General features: G+C 72.3%; 9 protein-coding genes. 3 read left to right on the top strand and 6 right to left on the bottom strand.

Annotated features, from left to right (window positions below; translation table 11 throughout):
- Window positions 1-144: 144 nt before the first annotated feature.
- The 6 genes from OG802_RS32040 to OG802_RS32015 all read right to left on the bottom strand — a co-directional run bounded on the left by OG802_RS32040 (window position 145) and on the right by OG802_RS32015 (window position 8,925).
- Window positions 145-618 carry a carboxymuconolactone decarboxylase family protein gene (locus OG802_RS32040; protein ID WP_329416202.1) on the bottom strand — a complete coding sequence of 158 codons (474 nt, stop codon included), beginning with the start codon at window positions 616-618 and terminating at the stop codon, window positions 145-147.
- A 97-nt stretch (window positions 619-715) separates the two neighbouring features.
- Window positions 716-2,884: a glycoside hydrolase family 127 protein gene (locus OG802_RS32035; RefSeq protein ID WP_329416200.1), complete on the bottom strand. Its 2,169-nt coding sequence runs from the start codon at window positions 2,882-2,884 to the stop codon at window positions 716-718.
- Between the two features lie 647 nt (window positions 2,885-3,531).
- A complete protein-coding gene (locus OG802_RS32030; protein ID WP_329416197.1) occupies window positions 3,532-5,502 on the bottom strand; it encodes a glycoside hydrolase family 127 protein in 1,971 nt (656 codons plus the stop codon).
- Window positions 5,503-5,619: 117 nt separating this feature from the next.
- Window positions 5,620-6,474, bottom strand: a complete 855-nt coding sequence (locus OG802_RS32025) for a carbohydrate ABC transporter permease (protein WP_443055410.1) — start codon at window positions 6,472-6,474, stop codon at window positions 5,620-5,622.
- Entirely contained in the window at window positions 6,471-7,433 is a 963-nt protein-coding gene (locus OG802_RS32020) for a carbohydrate ABC transporter permease (RefSeq protein WP_329416194.1), read from the bottom strand. The genes OG802_RS32025 and OG802_RS32020 overlap by 4 nt, the downstream gene beginning before the upstream one ends.
- Before the next feature lie 172 nt (window positions 7,434-7,605).
- On the bottom strand, window positions 7,606-8,925 hold the full coding sequence (locus tag OG802_RS32015) for an ABC transporter substrate-binding protein (RefSeq protein WP_329416191.1): 1,320 nt from the start codon (window positions 8,923-8,925) through the stop codon (window positions 7,606-7,608).
- Window positions 8,926-9,130: 205 nt separating this feature from the next.
- Here OG802_RS32015 and OG802_RS32010 point away from each other — a divergent pair, with 205 nt between their 5' ends.
- The 3 genes from OG802_RS32010 to OG802_RS32000 all read left to right on the top strand — a co-directional run bounded on the left by OG802_RS32010 (window position 9,131) and on the right by OG802_RS32000 (window position 15,088).
- Window positions 9,131-10,159: a LacI family DNA-binding transcriptional regulator gene (locus OG802_RS32010; protein WP_329416189.1), complete on the top strand. Its 1,029-nt coding sequence runs from the start codon at window positions 9,131-9,133 to the stop codon at window positions 10,157-10,159.
- A gap of 172 nt (window positions 10,160-10,331) precedes the next feature.
- The gene (locus tag OG802_RS32005; RefSeq protein ID WP_329416188.1) at window positions 10,332-13,592 is read left to right on the top strand and encodes a discoidin domain-containing protein; all 3,261 of its coding nucleotides are present in this window, start codon (window positions 10,332-10,334) and stop codon (window positions 13,590-13,592) included.
- On the top strand, window positions 13,589-15,088 hold the full coding sequence (locus OG802_RS32000; protein WP_329416187.1) for a family 43 glycosylhydrolase: 1,500 nt from the start codon (window positions 13,589-13,591) through the stop codon (window positions 15,086-15,088). Before OG802_RS32005 ends, OG802_RS32000 begins: the two co-directional genes overlap by 4 nt.
- Window position 15,089 lies beyond the last annotated feature (1 nt).

Here is a 15,089-nt window from a genome sequence, read left to right as displayed (position 1 = left end):
CTGTGCAGGGGGCAGGGGGAGGACGAGCGGCGCCGCGGAGAGCCCCCGGCCGCTCGAACTGGCGACGAGCGTAGCGCTTGAATTCTAAAGTTCGCCCGGCGAGGTGTGCACGTTCCGTGAAGCCGGGCACAACGTGGTGGCGGTTCAGCCGAACTGGCCCGGCGTGTAGTCGCCCGCGGGCTGCCGGGCGATGACGTTCAGCCGGTTGAAGGCGTTGATGACGGCGATGGTCGCCACCAGCGCGGTGAGCTGCTCCTCGTCGTAGTGCTTGGCGGCGTTCGCCCACACCTCGTCGGAGACGCCGCCGGCCGCGTCCGCGATGCGGGTGCCCTCCTCCGTCAGTTCCAGGGCGGCCCGTTCGGCGTCGGTGAACACCGTGGCCTCGCGCCAGGCCGCGACCAGCGCGAGGCGCACCGGGGTCTCCCCCGCGTGGGCGGCGTCCTTGGCGTGCATGTCGGTGCAGAAGCCGCAGCCGTTGATCTGGCTCGCGCGCAGCAGCACCAGGTCGCGGGTCGTGGCCGGCAGCGTGGAGCCCGAGACGGCCTTTCCGGCCGCGGTGAAGTGCTGAAGAAGGGTGGACCCGAGCCGGCTGCCGAAGAGATTGAGACGCGCTTCCATGGTGATCTCCTTGCCGTGTGGACGGTTACACATCACTGACGGAGCGTCCGGGCGCGATGTGACAGCGGAACCGGCCGCGGGGCGTGTGACGTGCGTCTCACCGCCGCAGGCCGGACGCGGCCGCCACGACGCGGTCCCGTTCCGGCGCGGTGAACAGGCCCTGGGAGAGCCAGGCGCCGGCGAGCGCGCGCACGGCGGCGGTGAACCTGGCGGGCGTGCTGAACGGCGCCTGCTGCCACAGCACGTCGAGGAAGGTCAGGCCGTCGCCGCGGGCCCGGTTGGCGACGCCGGAGTCGGCCGTGCCGAAGACCACGGACGGCTCCGCCCGGCGGAAGTAGGCGTGGTAGCGGGCGTCGTCGGCGAGGTGGAACGGGGCCAGGGTCAGACCGTGCGTGGTGAAGTGCAGCGGGCGGCCCTCCGGCCGGACGGAGTCGGCGAGGTCGCCGCGCAGCGTGAAGTCCTTGTAGAACGAGAACTCCCGCAGTGTGCTCGCCCCGCTGCGGGCGACGAGCAGGACAGGCCCGTAGAAGAGCGACTGCACCTTCGGGTCGTCGGGCGTCCGCTCGACGCGCAGCCGGTAGGGAGCGGAGACGGTGACCCGGTCGCCTTGCCGCCAGGTCCGGCTCAGGGTGAGGTGGCTGCCGGGCACCGCTTTGACCTGCTGCGCGACCCCGTTGACGGCGACGGTGAAGCCGCCCGTCGCCCAGGTCGGCACGCGCAGCCGCAGGTCGAGTCTGCCGCCGCCCTCACGGAAGGCCAGGGTGCGCACGCCCTCGGCCGGGTAGGGGCTCGTCTGCTCGATGACGAGCCCCCGCTCCGGCCAGCGCAGCGTCGCCGCGAGCGGGAGGTTGACGTACAGCGCGTCGCCCGTGGCGGAACGGAAGAAGACCGAGTCCTGGTACTTGGTGTGGTTCTCCATGCCGGTGCCGCCGCAGCAGGTGCCGATGTTGTCGTACTCGCGCACCACGCCGGGGCCCATGCCGACGAAGTAGGTGACCTCCGGGCTGTCCGGGCTCGGGGCGTCCCGGCGCGAGGCCAGGATGTGGTTGGTGAGGGCCCGCTCGTAGTAGTCCATGTAGGCGGGGTCCGGCGTGCGGAAGAACAGCTGCCGGCTCAGCTTGAGCATGTTGTAGGTGGCGCAGGTCTCGGCGTTGTCGTCGCCCAGGGTGGCCGCGACGGCGCCGCGGGCCTTGAACATCTCGCCCTTGCCCGTGCCTCCCAGGCTGTAGGTCCGGGGGCCCACGACCATGCCCCAGAAGTTGCGGGCCGCGGCCGCGTACTCCTCCTCGCCCGTGTGGTCGAACAGCCGGGCGTAGCCGGTGAACTGGGGGATGTGCTGGTTGGCGTGCCGGCCCTCCAGCAGGTCGCGGTCGGCCGCGCAGGCCTCCAGCAGCCCGGTGTTGTCGAAGCAGCGGGCCGCGGTCAGGTGCTCCTCGCGCCCGGTGAGCGCGTACAGGTCGGCCATCACCTCGTTCATGCCGCCGTACTCGCCGGCGATGTAGATCGACCACATGCGGTCGAGCTGGGCCCTGGGCAGCCGGCCCAGGCGGCTGTGCACCCAGTCGCCCATCGCCGACGCGATGACGAGCGCCTGCGCGTTCCCGCCCAGGGTGTGCGCGTCGAGGAGGCCGCGCATGATCTTGTGGCAGGTGTAGTAGGGCGCCCAGATCGTGGGGTAGGTCGCATAGCTCTCCAGCAGGATGAACTGCGACTCCGGGTAGGCCGCGAGGTAGCCGGGGTGGCTGGGCTTGGGCGAGCCGTGCTCGGTCAGCGCCCGCTGGCACTCGCCGAGCGCGGCGACGAGTTCGTCGAGTTTGGCCTTGAGCGCGGCCTCCCGCGTGTCGGCGCAGGCCTGGGAGACGAGGGTGAGGAAGTGACCGCCGAAGTGGCCGCGCAGATTGCCGTCGGCGGTCTCCCAGCCGCCCGGCGGCCGGGCGCCCCGGGTGTCCAGTCCGGCGTTGGCCCGGAAGACGGCCAGGACGCGGTCCGCGGGATAGGCCCGGGCGAAGTCGAGCATGAGGTCGCGCTTGCGGCGGAAGACGCCGTCGCCCAGCGTGACCTGGCCGAGGGGGAACGGCTGCACCGCCCAGGTCGCGGGGACGGGCGCGGCGCCGGCGGGCGCGGGGGCCGGCCCTGTGGCCGGCGGTCGGGCGGTGGCGGCGGACGCGGGCCGGGCCGCCGCCGAGGCCGGGTGCGGCAGCGGCGCGGCAGCCGCGGTCCCGGCGGCGAGCCGCAACAGGCCGCGCCGGGTGGGGGGTTGGGACATGCTCGGGACTCCGATCGTGGGGGGCGGTGCCGGGCGGTGCGCGGTGCTGGGCAGGGAAGCGGACGGAATAGGACGGGTCACGGGGGCGGGCGGTCGGTCCGGGGCGAGGCCGGGATCTGGTCCGGGCCGGGACCTCCGGGACGGGAGGGCCCCCGCGGGCACTCGGACGCTTGCGGGTCCGCGCGGGGGGCTGCGGGGCTGCGGGGGCCGTGGCGGCGGTGCGGGCAGGGGCGGCGGAAGTGGGCGTAGGCGTAGGGCGGAACGCCGGACGCCGGGCCGGGACCTCCGAGACCTCCGAGACGGGGGGCTTCCCGGGCCGCTCGGATGCGTGCGGGCCGCGCGGGGGCTGTGGTGCTGCGGGGGGGCACGGCGGCGCACGGTGACGGCCCGGTCCACGGGGTGCGGGCAGGGGCGGCGGAAGTGGGCGTGGGCGTTGGCGGCGGAACGCCGGACGCCGGGCCGGGACCTCCGGGACGGAGGGCTTCCCGGGCCCCTCGGACGCGTGCGGGTCCGCGCGGGGGCTGCGGGGGCCGTGGCGGCGCACGGTGACGGCCCGGTCCACCCGGTGCGGGCAGGGGCGGCGGGACGTGGGCGCCGCCGGCGGGGTGTCCGCTCGGGCGTCGGCCGAGCGCCGGGCGCCGTCCCGGTCATGGCTGCTTCCCCGACGGCGGGGCCGGTGGGGGTGGTGGCGGTGCGGTGGTCGTGGGCAGCCACACGCGCATCGTCGAGGGGCCGCGGTTGGCCCACGAGTGGTACGGGACGAGGACGATGCCGGTGCGCTCGGCGACGGGTGCGGGCGCGTCCTGATCGAGCGGACGGTACGGCCAGGCGTCGTCCGCGTGTCCGTCCGGCGGGCGCGTGAGTTCACCGGCCGCGACGACGGCGCCGTCCGGTCCGTCCTCGGGCCGGGCGGACGGATCCACCCGCACGGCGTCGACCTCGCGTCCGTCGGGCAGGTCCACCGACTCGGCGCAGTAGACGAGCGGGCCGCGCTGGACGGCGACGGCGCCCCGCAGCGCGTCGATGCGCGGGTCGGGCCCGATCCAGCGCGGGGCCATGGGCAGGTCGAGCCGGACGAGGTCGCCGGGCCGGAAGAGCCGGGCGAGGGTGGCCGTGCCGGGGGCGACGGCCCGGCGTGCGCCGTCCGGGCCGGTGAGCCACGCGGTGGCGCCGCGGGTCCACTCGGGGACGCGCAGCGAGAGGGTCCACGGCCCGGGCGGGGACCGGTCGATCCGGACGGTCACGCTCGCACCGCTCGGGTAGTCGGTGCGCACGCTCAGTGCGACGGCCCGACCCGCCGTGAGGGTGGTGGCGATCTCCGCGTCGGCGTACTGGTGCAGCTGGACGCCGTCGTCGTCCGCCGTCGCCAGGTAGGCGGGCAGGACGGCGAGGGTGCGCGCCACGTTGGTCGGGCAGCAGGACACCGCGAACCAGGGGGCGCGCAGGCCGGAGTCGGCGCGGGGGCTCTGGACGTGCGCGGGCGGCGCCGATCCGCGACGGCGGCGGTGCAGGGTGTTGGTGTAGAAGAAGGCCCGGCCGTCGTCGGACGGGGAGGCGGCGACCACGTTGAACAGGGTGCGCTCGGCCAGGTCGGCGAAGCGGGGCTCGCCGGTGGCGAGGAGCAGCCGCCAGCTGAGCATCACGGAGGCGACGGCGGCGCAGGTCTCCGCGTAGGCGCGGTCGGGCGGCAGCACGAAGTCGTCGCCGAAGGACTCGTCGCGGTGGTGCGAGCCCATGCCGCCGGTGAGGTGGGTGCGCCGGGCGACCGTCGCCTCCCATTGCCGCACGACGGCCGCCAGCAGGTCGTCGTCGGCCGTCTCCACGGCCACGTCGACGGCGCCGCACGCCAGGTAGAGGGCGCGGACGGCGTGTCCGCGCAGCACGGAGGCCTCCCGCACGGGCAGGTCGTCCTGGTGGTAGGCGTGCCCGAACTCCGTCTCGGCGAGGGTGCGTTGTCCGCGGCGGCCGATGAAGAGCGACGCCTGGTCGAGATAGCGTTGCTCGCCCGTCGCCCGGGCCAGTTCGACCAGGGCCGTCTCGATCTCCGGGTGTCCGCAGACGCGTTCGATGCCGCCGGGGCCGAAGGCCGTGCACACGTGGTCGGCCGCCCGCAGCGCGGTCTTCGCCAGATCGCCCTCGCCGCGGGCCCGGGTCTGGGCGACGCCCGCCTGGATCAGATGCCCGGAGCAGTACAGCTCGTGGCCCCATTCGAGATCGCTGTAGCGGGGCTGCTGGCCGGGCCGGCCGAAGGCGGTGTTGAGGTAGCCGTCCGGTTCCTGAGCGGGGGCGATCACGGCGGTGAGCGTGTCGATCAGCGCGTCGAGGCCGCCGTCCGCGCTGTGGCCGGCCTCCCAGGCCATGGCCTCGAGCAGTTTGTAGACGTCGGAGTCGGCGAACTCGCGGCCCCGCCGGTCCCGGTGGACGCGGCCCTGCGCCGCGGCCCTGAAGTTGCCGATCCAGCCGACGCGTTCCATCCACTCGTGGCAGTGTCCGAGCGTCGCGGTCGCGTTGGTCCGCCGGCGCCGGGCCCAGAAGCCTCCGGTGACGCGGACCTCGTCGAGTCCGAGCGGCCGCAGCCGCCCCCGGGTCGGCGCCACCGGCAGGACGGATGACCGCACCGTGTTCTCCCTCACCAGTCCATGCCTTCGGTTCGTCCTCTCGGTTCTCCGGTTCCGCCGTCGCGGCGCCGTCGGGTGTCGTCGCGTGTCATCCCGGTCTCCTTCGCGTTCCGGGCCTCAGCCCTTGAGCGCGCCCGACATGAAGCCGCGCACGTAGTGGCGTTGCAGGAGCAGGAAGAGCAGCAGACAGGGCACCGCCAGGACCACGACCCCGGCTTCGGTGGCGCCGTAGTCGACGGCGCCCATGCTCTGCTGGCGCAGGTTCGCGACGGCCAGCGGCAGGGGCGCCTTCTCGCTGTCGGAGATGAGGATCAGCGGCGCGATGAAGTCGTTCCAGGCGGCGAGGAACGCGAACAGTCCCACGGTGATCAGGCCGGGCCGCACCGCCGGGAGGAGCACGCGGCGCAGCGCGCCCGCCGTGCCGCAGCCGTCGACGAGCGCCGACTCCTCCAGCTCGCGGGGCACCGACTCGAAGGAGATCCGCATCATGAAGGTGGCGAACGGCAGTTGGAACAGGGTCAGCACCAGGCTCAGACCGACCAGCGAGTTCTGCAGGTGCAGCCGTCCGAGCAGCACATAGAGCGGGATGAGGAGGGTGGCGTAGGGGACCATGAGGACGGCGAGGGTGAGCAGGAACAGCGCGTTCTTGCCGGGGAAGTCGAAGCGCGCGAAGGCGTAGCCGCCGAGCAGGGACACGCCGAGGGTGAGGGCCACGGTGAGCGTGGCGACGAGCGTGCTGTTGCCCAGGTAGCGCCACAGGCCCGCGTCGTGGTCGAGCAGGGTGCGGTAGTTGCCCAGGCCGTGGCCGGACTCCTGCGCGGTGCCCGGCTGCGCGCTGACCGAGGCCCACGCGTTCCACAGCAGGGGGAACAGGAAGACGACGGCCAGTCCGCCGGTGACGACGTGGTGGGGCGTCCGGCTGACGGCTCGGGTGGGCACCGTGGTGTCCCTTCTGCGGGAGGCGGGGGTCATGACGCGTCGGAGCGGCGCAGAGCGCGGAACTGCGCCGCGTTGAGCAGCAGCAGGGCCGCCAGCACGAGGACCGACAGGGCCGCCGCGGTGCCGAGGTTCATCCGCTGGAACGCCTCGCGGTAGATCAACTGCACGACGGTGACGGTGCTGTTGTCCGGGCCGCCCTTGGTGAGGACGAAGAACTGGTCGAAGGCGAGCAGGGATCCGGTCACGCACAGCAGCAGGGAGAGGGCGAGCGAGGGGCGCAGCAGCGGCAGGGTGATCGAGCGGAAGACCTGGCCGCGGCTCGCGCCGTCCATCCGGGCCGCCTCGTACAGCTCGTGCGGGATGCGCTGGAGGCCGACGAGCAGGATCAGCATGTAGAAGCCGGCGAACTTCCACACGACGAGGAAGACCGTCGACAGCAGCGCCGCGGTGGGCGTGCCGAGGAAGGACACGGGATCGTCGACGAGCCCGAGCCGCTCCAGGACGCGGCTGAGCGGTCCGGTGGTCGGGCTGTACATCCCCCAGAAGAGCAGTGACGCGGAGGTTAGACCGAGGGCGCCCGGCAGGAAGAAGACCGTGCGCAGGAAGCCGGCGCCGGGCCGTGACTCCTGTACGAGCAGCGCGAGGAGCAGGGCCAGACCGAGGAGGACGGCCGTGACGGTCACGGTGTAGAGGAGGGTGAAGCGGACGGCGGGCCAGAAGAGGGCGCCGTCGGTGGCGTCGGTGTAGTTCTCGGGCGCGTTGACGCCCCGGTTCCCCGTGAGCAGCGGCCAGTCGCTGAGCGACATCTGTCCGACCAGCAGCAGGGGCAGCACGAAGAGGACGGCGACGAACACGGCCGTCGGGGCGGCGTAGCAGAGGCCCTGGACCGTACGGGAGCGCAGCAGGGGTGCGCGGGCCCGGGGCCGGGCGGCCGGGAGGCGTGTCGGGGCCGGCTGTTCGGCGGTCGCCCGGTCGGGCGCCTTCACCTGCATGACTCTCCTCTGCCGTGGGGAGGCGGGGCGGGGACGTGGGGACGTGGATCCGGCGGGGCGCCGGACCTCGGGAACCGCGCCGCGCCTCGCCCTCCGCCGCCGTACCGTCCGGTCCCGTGCCGTGCGGTCCCGTGCCGTGCCGTGCCGGGTCGTGGACCCCGGGAGGGCGGGGTCAGTCGGCCAGCGAGGCGGAGACCGCCTTGTTGTCCTTCTCGACGGACGTGCCGTCGCCGAAGACGGCGTCGCGCATCAGGGTGAGCCAGGGCCCGTTGGGGTCGTTGAAGGTCTGTCCGAACTTCAGGGCGTACGGGGTGCGGCCCTGGCCCACCAGCCGGTTGATGGTGACCAGGCGCGGATCCGCCGCCGAGTACTTGTTGGCGGCGAGGTCGGTGCGCGCCACGACGTCCTTGTGCGCGGCCACCACGTCGACCTGTGCCGTGTCGCCGAGGGACCAGGCGAGGAAGTTCCAGGCCTGGTCGGCCTTCCCGCTGGTGGCGGAGATGCCGACGGCGTCGCCGCCGACGAAGGTGGAACTGCCGCCGTCGGGGCCGGGGATGGGCGCCACGCCGAGGTCGAGGCCGCGGGGCATCAGCCCCAGGGTGGTCGACGGCATGGGCATGATGCCGACCTTGCCCTTGGGGAAGACGCCGGTCCAGGTGGTCCCGGTCTCGTCCTTCGCGCCGGGGGCCACGATGCCGTCCTTCACCCAGCCCCGGTAGGTGTCGTAGACCTTCCTCGCGGTGGCGGAGGCGAGGTCGGCCGCTGTGCCGTCCTCGTCGAGCACCTCCGCGCCGCCGGCCCAGATCGACGGCCACCAGGTGAAGACGCCGCAGCCGCCGCAGTTGCCGCCGAAGAAGGTGCCGTCGACCCCACCGCCCAGCGCGTCCACCGCCCGCGCCTGGCGGTCCCATTCGGCGAGGGTGGCGGGCGGCTTCGCGGGATCCAGTCCGGCCTTGCGGTAGAGGTCCTTGTTGTAGAAGAGCACCGACAGATCGAGGGTGTGCGGGACGACGTATTTCCTGCCCTCGTACGTGCCCGCCTTGATGTGCGACTGCGCCAGGCTGCCGGCGAAGGGCAGGGCGTCGACGCGGTCGGTGATGTCGGCGAAGAGTCCGCTGGAGGTGTAGTTCGGCACGAACACCACGTCGGAGGCGAAGAGGTCGGGCAGGTCGTGCGAGCCGGCCGCCGCCCCGACCTTGGCCTGGTAGTCGTCGGTGGGGACCACCGTCAGCCGGATCTTGTTCTTGTGGCCGGCGTTGTACGCCTCGACCAGCGCCTCGCTCTGCGGCCGGGTGGCCGCCCTGGTCCACATCGTCAGCGTGGACCCGTCGTCGACGCCGTTCGCGCCGCCCGCCCGTGTCCCCTCGCCGCCGCCCTTGCCGCCGCCGTCGTCCGAGCCGCAGGCCGTGATCAGGCTCGCGGCGGCGAGGAGCGCGACGGCGCCGGCGGCGAGCCGGCGGGCGGTTCCACGTGGTCCGGTCGTGCTCCCCATGACGATCCCCCTATGGATGGGTTCTGCGACGGAAAGGAACCGAAAAGGCTTTCTGAAAAGTAGAACCCGTCTGACTGCCCGTCAATCCCCTTGTCGCAAGCGGTTTCCCGAGTGTGCCCGAAAGGCGTGAACCTCTCCCTGTCTCACCAGGACCGAAAGTTCTCGCGTACCGTTCAGGTACGCGACGCGAGACAGGAGACCCTCGATGACACCGGCCCTCGGCCCCTCTCGTTCGCAGCCCGCCACGCTCAGCGACGTCGCCCGGCTGGCCGGGGTGTCCGTCGCCACCGCGTCGAAGGCCCTCAACGGGCGCAGCCAGGTGCGGGCGGAGACCCGGCAGCGGGTCGTCGAGGCCGCCGAACGGCTGGCCTTCCGGCCGAACCAGTTGGCCCGCGGACTGCTCGCCGGGCGGTCGGGCACCGTCGGCCTGCTCACCAGCGACCTGGAGGGCCGCTTCAGCATCCCGATCCTGATGGGCGCCGAGGACGCCTTCGGGGCGGGCGAGGTCGCCGTCCTCCTGTGCGACGCCCGGGGCGACGCGATCCGCGAACAGCACCATGTGCGCGCGCTGCTGGGGCGCCGGGTGGACGGGCTGATCGTGGTGGGCAGCCGCACCGATCCCCGTCCGTCGCTCGGCCGTGACCTGCCCGTTCCGGTGGTCTACGCGTACGCGCCCTCGGAGGATCCGGCCGACCTGTCCCTCGTGCCCGACAACGTCGACGCCGGCCGGATCGCGGTCGGGCACCTGCTGGCCTGCGGCCGCACCCGGATCGCGCACATCACGGGCGACCCCGGCTACCTCGCGGCGCGGGAGCGGGCGCAGGGGGCCGCGGCCGCGCTCGCCGCCGCGGGGCTGGAGCCGGTCGGAGAACCCCGGTTCGGGGCCTGGTCGGAGGGCTGGGGGCGGGCGGCCACCGCGCTGCTGCTCGACCGGCACGCCGACGTCGACGCGGTGCTGTGCGGCAGCGACCAGATCGCCCGGGGCGTCATGGACGTCCTGCGCGAGCGCGGCCACCGGGTGCCGGAGGACGTGGCGGTGATGGGCTTCGACAACTGGCAGGTCCTGACGGCGGCCTCGCGTCCCCCGCTGACCAGCGTCGACATGAACCTGGAGCAGGTCGGCCGCGCGGCCGCGCACGCCCTGTCCGCCGCGATCGGCGGGGTGCGGCGCTCGGGCGTTGAGACCGTGCGCTGCCGTGTCGTGATCAGGGGATCGACGGCCCCGCTGTCCTGAAGCGCCGCGCCCCGGACGCCGACGACGCCGACGCAGGGCGGGAAACCGGTTTCTTCGCGCTCTCTTGACAGGCCGTCAGCTCGCTCCTACGTTGCGAAAACCTTTCAGGTCAGTTTTCTCGCACGTATGTCAGGCGCATGACATCCCCCACTGTCGTCCACCCGGAGCACCCATGAAGCGCCTCCTCGTCGCCCTCGTGCTCGTCCTGTGTTCCCTCTGCGCGGTGCGTCCGGCCGCCGCCGCGCAGACCATCGGCCTCCCCGCCTTCACCGGCCCCGCGATCCCGGCCCCGCCGGTCGCCTACACACCCGGCGACATGATGCGGAGCATCTACGACGCCGAGAGTTCCGGAACCGACTTCTGGATGGACCGGCTGCTCGCCCGTTCCGGCAACGACCCGGCCGGACCCTGGCTGATGAGCCGGGGGCGGGCGCTGTTCATGAAGACCCACGACCCCTCGGTCCTCGGCTTCGGCGGACACGTCGCCTACTGGGAGAGCATCAACGACGACAGCGCCTACACCGTCGCGATCTCCCCGGGCACGTTCACCGAGCAGGTCTCCCAGCGCCGGCAGGCGCCGAGCCACTGGAAGAGCGTGCACACCGCGGGCCAGGTCGAGGTCACGCAGACGAAGTTCATCACCGAGAACAACGTGGCCGTGACCAACCTGTCCATCAAGAACAACGGCGGCAGCGCCACCACACTGCAGTTGCGGGCCACCTCGCCGTACGCCACCTCGGGCGCCGGCAACGAGCTGACCGGGCAGGTCAACGCCTACAACAACCTCACCACCATCCGCCCGAGGCTCAGCGGCGACGGCTTCGGCGTCTCCAACGGCGGCCTGAACCGGTCCGTGACCGTGGCCGCCGGCGCCACGGTCACCGCGAAGCTGGTGATGGGCTTCGTCACCGACGAGATCCCCGCCTCGCTCACCGAGTACAACGCCTACGCGGGCTACTCGAACGCCACCGCCTTCGCCACCCATGTGCGGGCCTACAACCTCTGGTGGGCCCAGAACGTGCCCTACATCGACGTGCCCGAGCCCGCGATCAAGAAGAACATCTACTACCGCTGGTGGCTGATGCGCTTCAACAACCTCGACGCCGACATCCCCGGGCAGACCTTCCAGTTCCCGACGTCGACCGAGGGCGTCCTCGGCTACAACAACGCGATCGCGCTCACCCAGCCCATGCACATCGACGACCTCAAGTACCTGCGCAACCCCGCCTACGCCTACGGCGACTGGCTCAGCGTCGGCCAGGTGTCCAAGGGCGGCCGGTTCCTGGACAACCCCGGCGACCCGGAGAACTGGTCCAACAGCTACACCCAGTACATCGCCGAGGCGGCCTGGCGCAGCTACCAGATCCACGGCGGACAGCCGGCGATCGCCGGCAGCCTCGCCCACTACGCCGAGGGCGACGTCAAGGGGCAGCTCGCCTACTACGACCACGACCACAACAAGCTCATCGAGTACGACTGGGGCGCGCTGACCGGCAACGACGCCGACGCGGTGTCCTTCCACTGGAAGCCCGGCGCCATGGACCGCGCCGAGTCCGCCTACCAGTACAGCGGCGCGCTCGCCGCCGCCCAGGCCTACGAGGCGACCGGCAACACGGCCAAGGCCACCGAGATGCGCACGCTCGCGGCGCAGATCAAGGACGCCATCGTCAACGTGCTGTGGAACCCGAACCGGCAGCTGTTCGAGCACCGGCTGAAGTCGACCGGCGAATGGGTGCCCTGGAAGGAGATCAACAACTACTACCCGTTCTCGGTCGGCGCCGTGCCCGACACCGCGACGTACAAGCAGGCGCTGCGGCTGTTCGACGACCCGGCGCACTACCCCGTCTTCCCCTTCTACACGGCCGACCAGACCGACAAGAAGGCAGCGGCCGACGCCGGCAACCCGGGCTCCAACAACTTCTCCACCATCAACTCCACCGTCCAGTTCCGGCTCTACTCCTCGGTGTTGCGCAACTACCCCAACTCCTGGATGACCGCGGCCGACTACAAGAAGCTGCTCTACTGGAACACCTGGGCGCAGTACGTCGGCGGCAACACCCAGTGGCCCGACGCCAACGAGTTCTGGGCCGACTGGAACGGCAGCACCATCGACTACCGGTCCTGGATCCACCACAACATCCTGGGCAGCAGCAACTGGACGGTCGTCGAGGACGTCGCCGGGCTGCGTCCGCGCAACGACGCGAAGGTGGAGCTGTCCCCGATCGACATCGGCTGGGACCACTTCACCGTCAACAACCTGCGCTACCGCAACGCCGACCTGAGCATCGTCTGGGACGACCCGGCCGACGGCGTGGTGCGCTACCCGGGCGTCCCCGAGGGCTACTCGATCTACGTCAACGGCAACCGGGCCGCGACCGTCGACTCCCTGGTGCCGTTCACCTGGGACCCGGCGACCGGTCAGGTCACCACGAGCGGCACGGTCACCCACCACACGGCCGTCCCCGGTCTGCAGGCCCCCAACCAGGTCGTGCAGAACAGCCCGCGCATGGTCGACATGCTCGCCAAGGCCGGCGTCGACCTGACCGGCACCCCCACCGACCTGGCCGCCGGGGCGACGGCGACGGCGTCGTACACCGGTTCCGGAAGCACCACCGCCGGCGCCGTCGACGGGTACCCCACCAACGAGCCCTTCTGGGGTGCGGGCGGGTCCCCCAACGGCCAGGACTGGTACGAGCTGAACTTCGGCGCCGCCCGCACGCTGAACGAGGTGCGCCTGTACTTCAAGGACAGCCGTCCGGCGAGCACGACGTACCGGGCGCCCTCCGCGTACACCATCCAGTACCACGACGGCAGTTCCTGGGTGAACGTCCCCGGCCAGACGAGGAGTCCGGCCGTGCCGCGCGCCAACTACAACCTGGTGCAGTTCCCCGCGGTCAGCGCCCAGCGGGTGCGGGTCCTGGCCACCAACGCCTCCGGCGCGAAGACGGGCCTCACCGAGATCGAGGCCTTCAACCGGGGCGGGGTCCAGCCGCCCCGGCCGTCGCCCAACCTGGCGGCCTCGGCGACGGCCTCCGCGTCGTACACCTCCCCCTGGGAGAGCGTCGCCGCCGTGAACGACGGGATCGACCCGCCGTCGTCCGACGACACGGTGAACCCGCGCTGGGGCGCCTGGCCGCAGACCGGACAGCAGTGGGCCGAGCTGACCTGGCCCTCCGCGCAGACCGTGAACAAGGCCGACGTGTACTTCTTCGACGACGACGAGGGCATCGACATGCCGGCTTCCTGGAAGCTCCAGTACTGGAACGGCAGCGCCTACGTCGACGTGCCGGGCGCGAGCGGCTACCCACTGGCCAGGAACCAGTACAACACCGTCACCTTCACCGCCACGAGCACCACCCGGCTGCGGATCCTGCTCACCGGCAACGGCGCCGACTCCGTCGGCCTCCTGGAAGCGAAGGTGTACGGACCATGACCCGTCCCCGGTGCCTGCCGGCACTCGTCGCCCTGCTCACCACCGTCGCGGTCGCCCCCCTGCTCACGGCGCCGCCCGCCTCCGCCGCCGTCGCGTTCACCTCCACCGGGGTCAACCGCGACGGAGGCAACTGCCTCGACCTGCCGGGCGGTTCGACCACCGCCGGAACGCGGCTGCGCGCCTCGTCGTGCACCTCCGGCGCGAACCAGGACTTCGGCTACACCCTGGTCGCCGGCACGAGCGACACCTACACGATCACCACGCGGTCCGGCCAGTGCGTCGACGTGTACGGCGCCTCGACGGCCGACGACGCGGCGATCATCCAGTGGCCCTGCCACGGCGAGCCGAACCAGCGGTGGCGGCTCGTCCCGGTGACCGTCCCCGGCGCCGACAGGACCTTCAACCTCGTCTCCGTCGGCTCCGGCAAGTGCGTCGCGCCCGGCGGCGGGTCCCCGGCGTCCGGCACCGACCTGGTGCAGCTGCCGTGCGCCGCCGCGAACGGCAGGGTGTGGCGGCTGCCCGCCTTCTCCGGCGGCGGCACGAGCCCGCACACCTTCACCAACCCGCTCTCCCAGCACGGCCCGGACCCGTGGCTCACGTACTACAACGGGTTCTACTACCTGGCCACCACCACCTGGAACTCCACGGTCACGATGCGCAAGGCGAGCACCCTCGCCGGGCTCGCCACAGCCGCCGACCAGGTCGTCTTCCACCTCAGCCGGCCCAACGGCGCAGGGACGATGTGGGCGCCGGAGTTCCATCTCCTCGACGGGCCCGGCGGGAAGCGATGGTACTTCTACTACACGGCCGGGCGCGAGCCGTACGACCTGGGCACCCAGCGCATCCACGTGCTGGAGAGCGCCGGACTCGACCCGATGGGCCCCTACACCTTCAAGGCCGACCTGCTCGACCCGGCGCAGGACGACACCTGGGAGCTGGACCCGAGCATCCTGCGGCTCGACGGCCGGCTGTATCTCCTCGGCACCTTCTACAACGGCTCGCAGCCGATGTTCATCCGGCCGCTGTCCAACCCCTGGACGGCGAGCGGAACACGCCGGGTGCTGTCGACGCCGACATACGGCTGGGAGACGGTGGGCGGCGCGGTCAACGAGGGCGGCGAGGTGCTCCAGCACGGCGGCAGGACGTTCATCGTCTACTCCGCCGGCCACTGCTCCACGCCCGACTACAAGCTCGGCATGCTCACCTACAACGGCGGCGACCCGCTCGACTCGTCGTCCTGGGTGAAGTCGCCGAACCCGGTCTTCCAGCGCTCCAACGCCAACGGCGTCTACGGGCCCGGCCACAACGGCTTCTTCACGTCGCCCGACGGGACCGAGGACTGGATGGTCTACCACGCCAACAGCTCCGCGGGCGGTGGCTGCGACATGAACCGTACGACCAGGGCACAGAAGTTCACCTGGAAGGCCGACGGCACACCGGACTTCGGCACCCCGGCGGCCCTCGGCACCCCCCTCACCTCACCCTCAGGGGAGTAGA

Origin of the sequence: Streptomyces sp. NBC_00704, from assembly GCF_036226605.1 — a bacterium.
Taxonomy (GTDB): Bacteria; Actinomycetota; Actinomycetes; order Streptomycetales; family Streptomycetaceae; genus Streptomyces.
Note: the sequence above shows the minus strand (reverse complement) of the source record. Positions and strands in the feature narration are given on the sequence as shown.

What these genes read in the sequence shown, in the direction of transcription:
- OG802_RS32040 (WP_329416202.1), bottom strand. Translation starts at nt 618, where the DNA reads ATGGAAGCGCGTCTCAATCTCTTCGGCAGCCGGCTCGGGTCCACCCTT.
- OG802_RS32035 (WP_329416200.1), bottom strand. Translation starts at nt 2,884, where the DNA reads ATGTCCCAACCCCCCACCCGGCGCGGCCTGTTGCGGCTCGCCGCCGGG.
- OG802_RS32025 (WP_443055410.1), bottom strand. Translation starts at nt 6,474, where the DNA reads ATGACCCCCGCCTCCCGCAGAAGGGACACCACGGTGCCCACCCGAGCC.
- OG802_RS32020 (WP_329416194.1), bottom strand. Translation starts at nt 7,433, where the DNA reads ATGCAGGTGAAGGCGCCCGACCGGGCGACCGCCGAACAGCCGGCCCCG.
- OG802_RS32015 (WP_329416191.1), bottom strand. Translation starts at nt 8,925, where the DNA reads ATGGGGAGCACGACCGGACCACGTGGAACCGCCCGCCGGCTCGCCGCC.
- OG802_RS32010 (WP_329416189.1), top strand. Translation starts at nt 9,131, where the DNA reads ATGACACCGGCCCTCGGCCCCTCTCGTTCGCAGCCCGCCACGCTCAGC.
- OG802_RS32005 (WP_329416188.1), top strand. Translation starts at nt 10,332, where the DNA reads ATGAAGCGCCTCCTCGTCGCCCTCGTGCTCGTCCTGTGTTCCCTCTGC.
- OG802_RS32000 (WP_329416187.1), top strand. Translation starts at nt 13,589, where the DNA reads ATGACCCGTCCCCGGTGCCTGCCGGCACTCGTCGCCCTGCTCACCACC.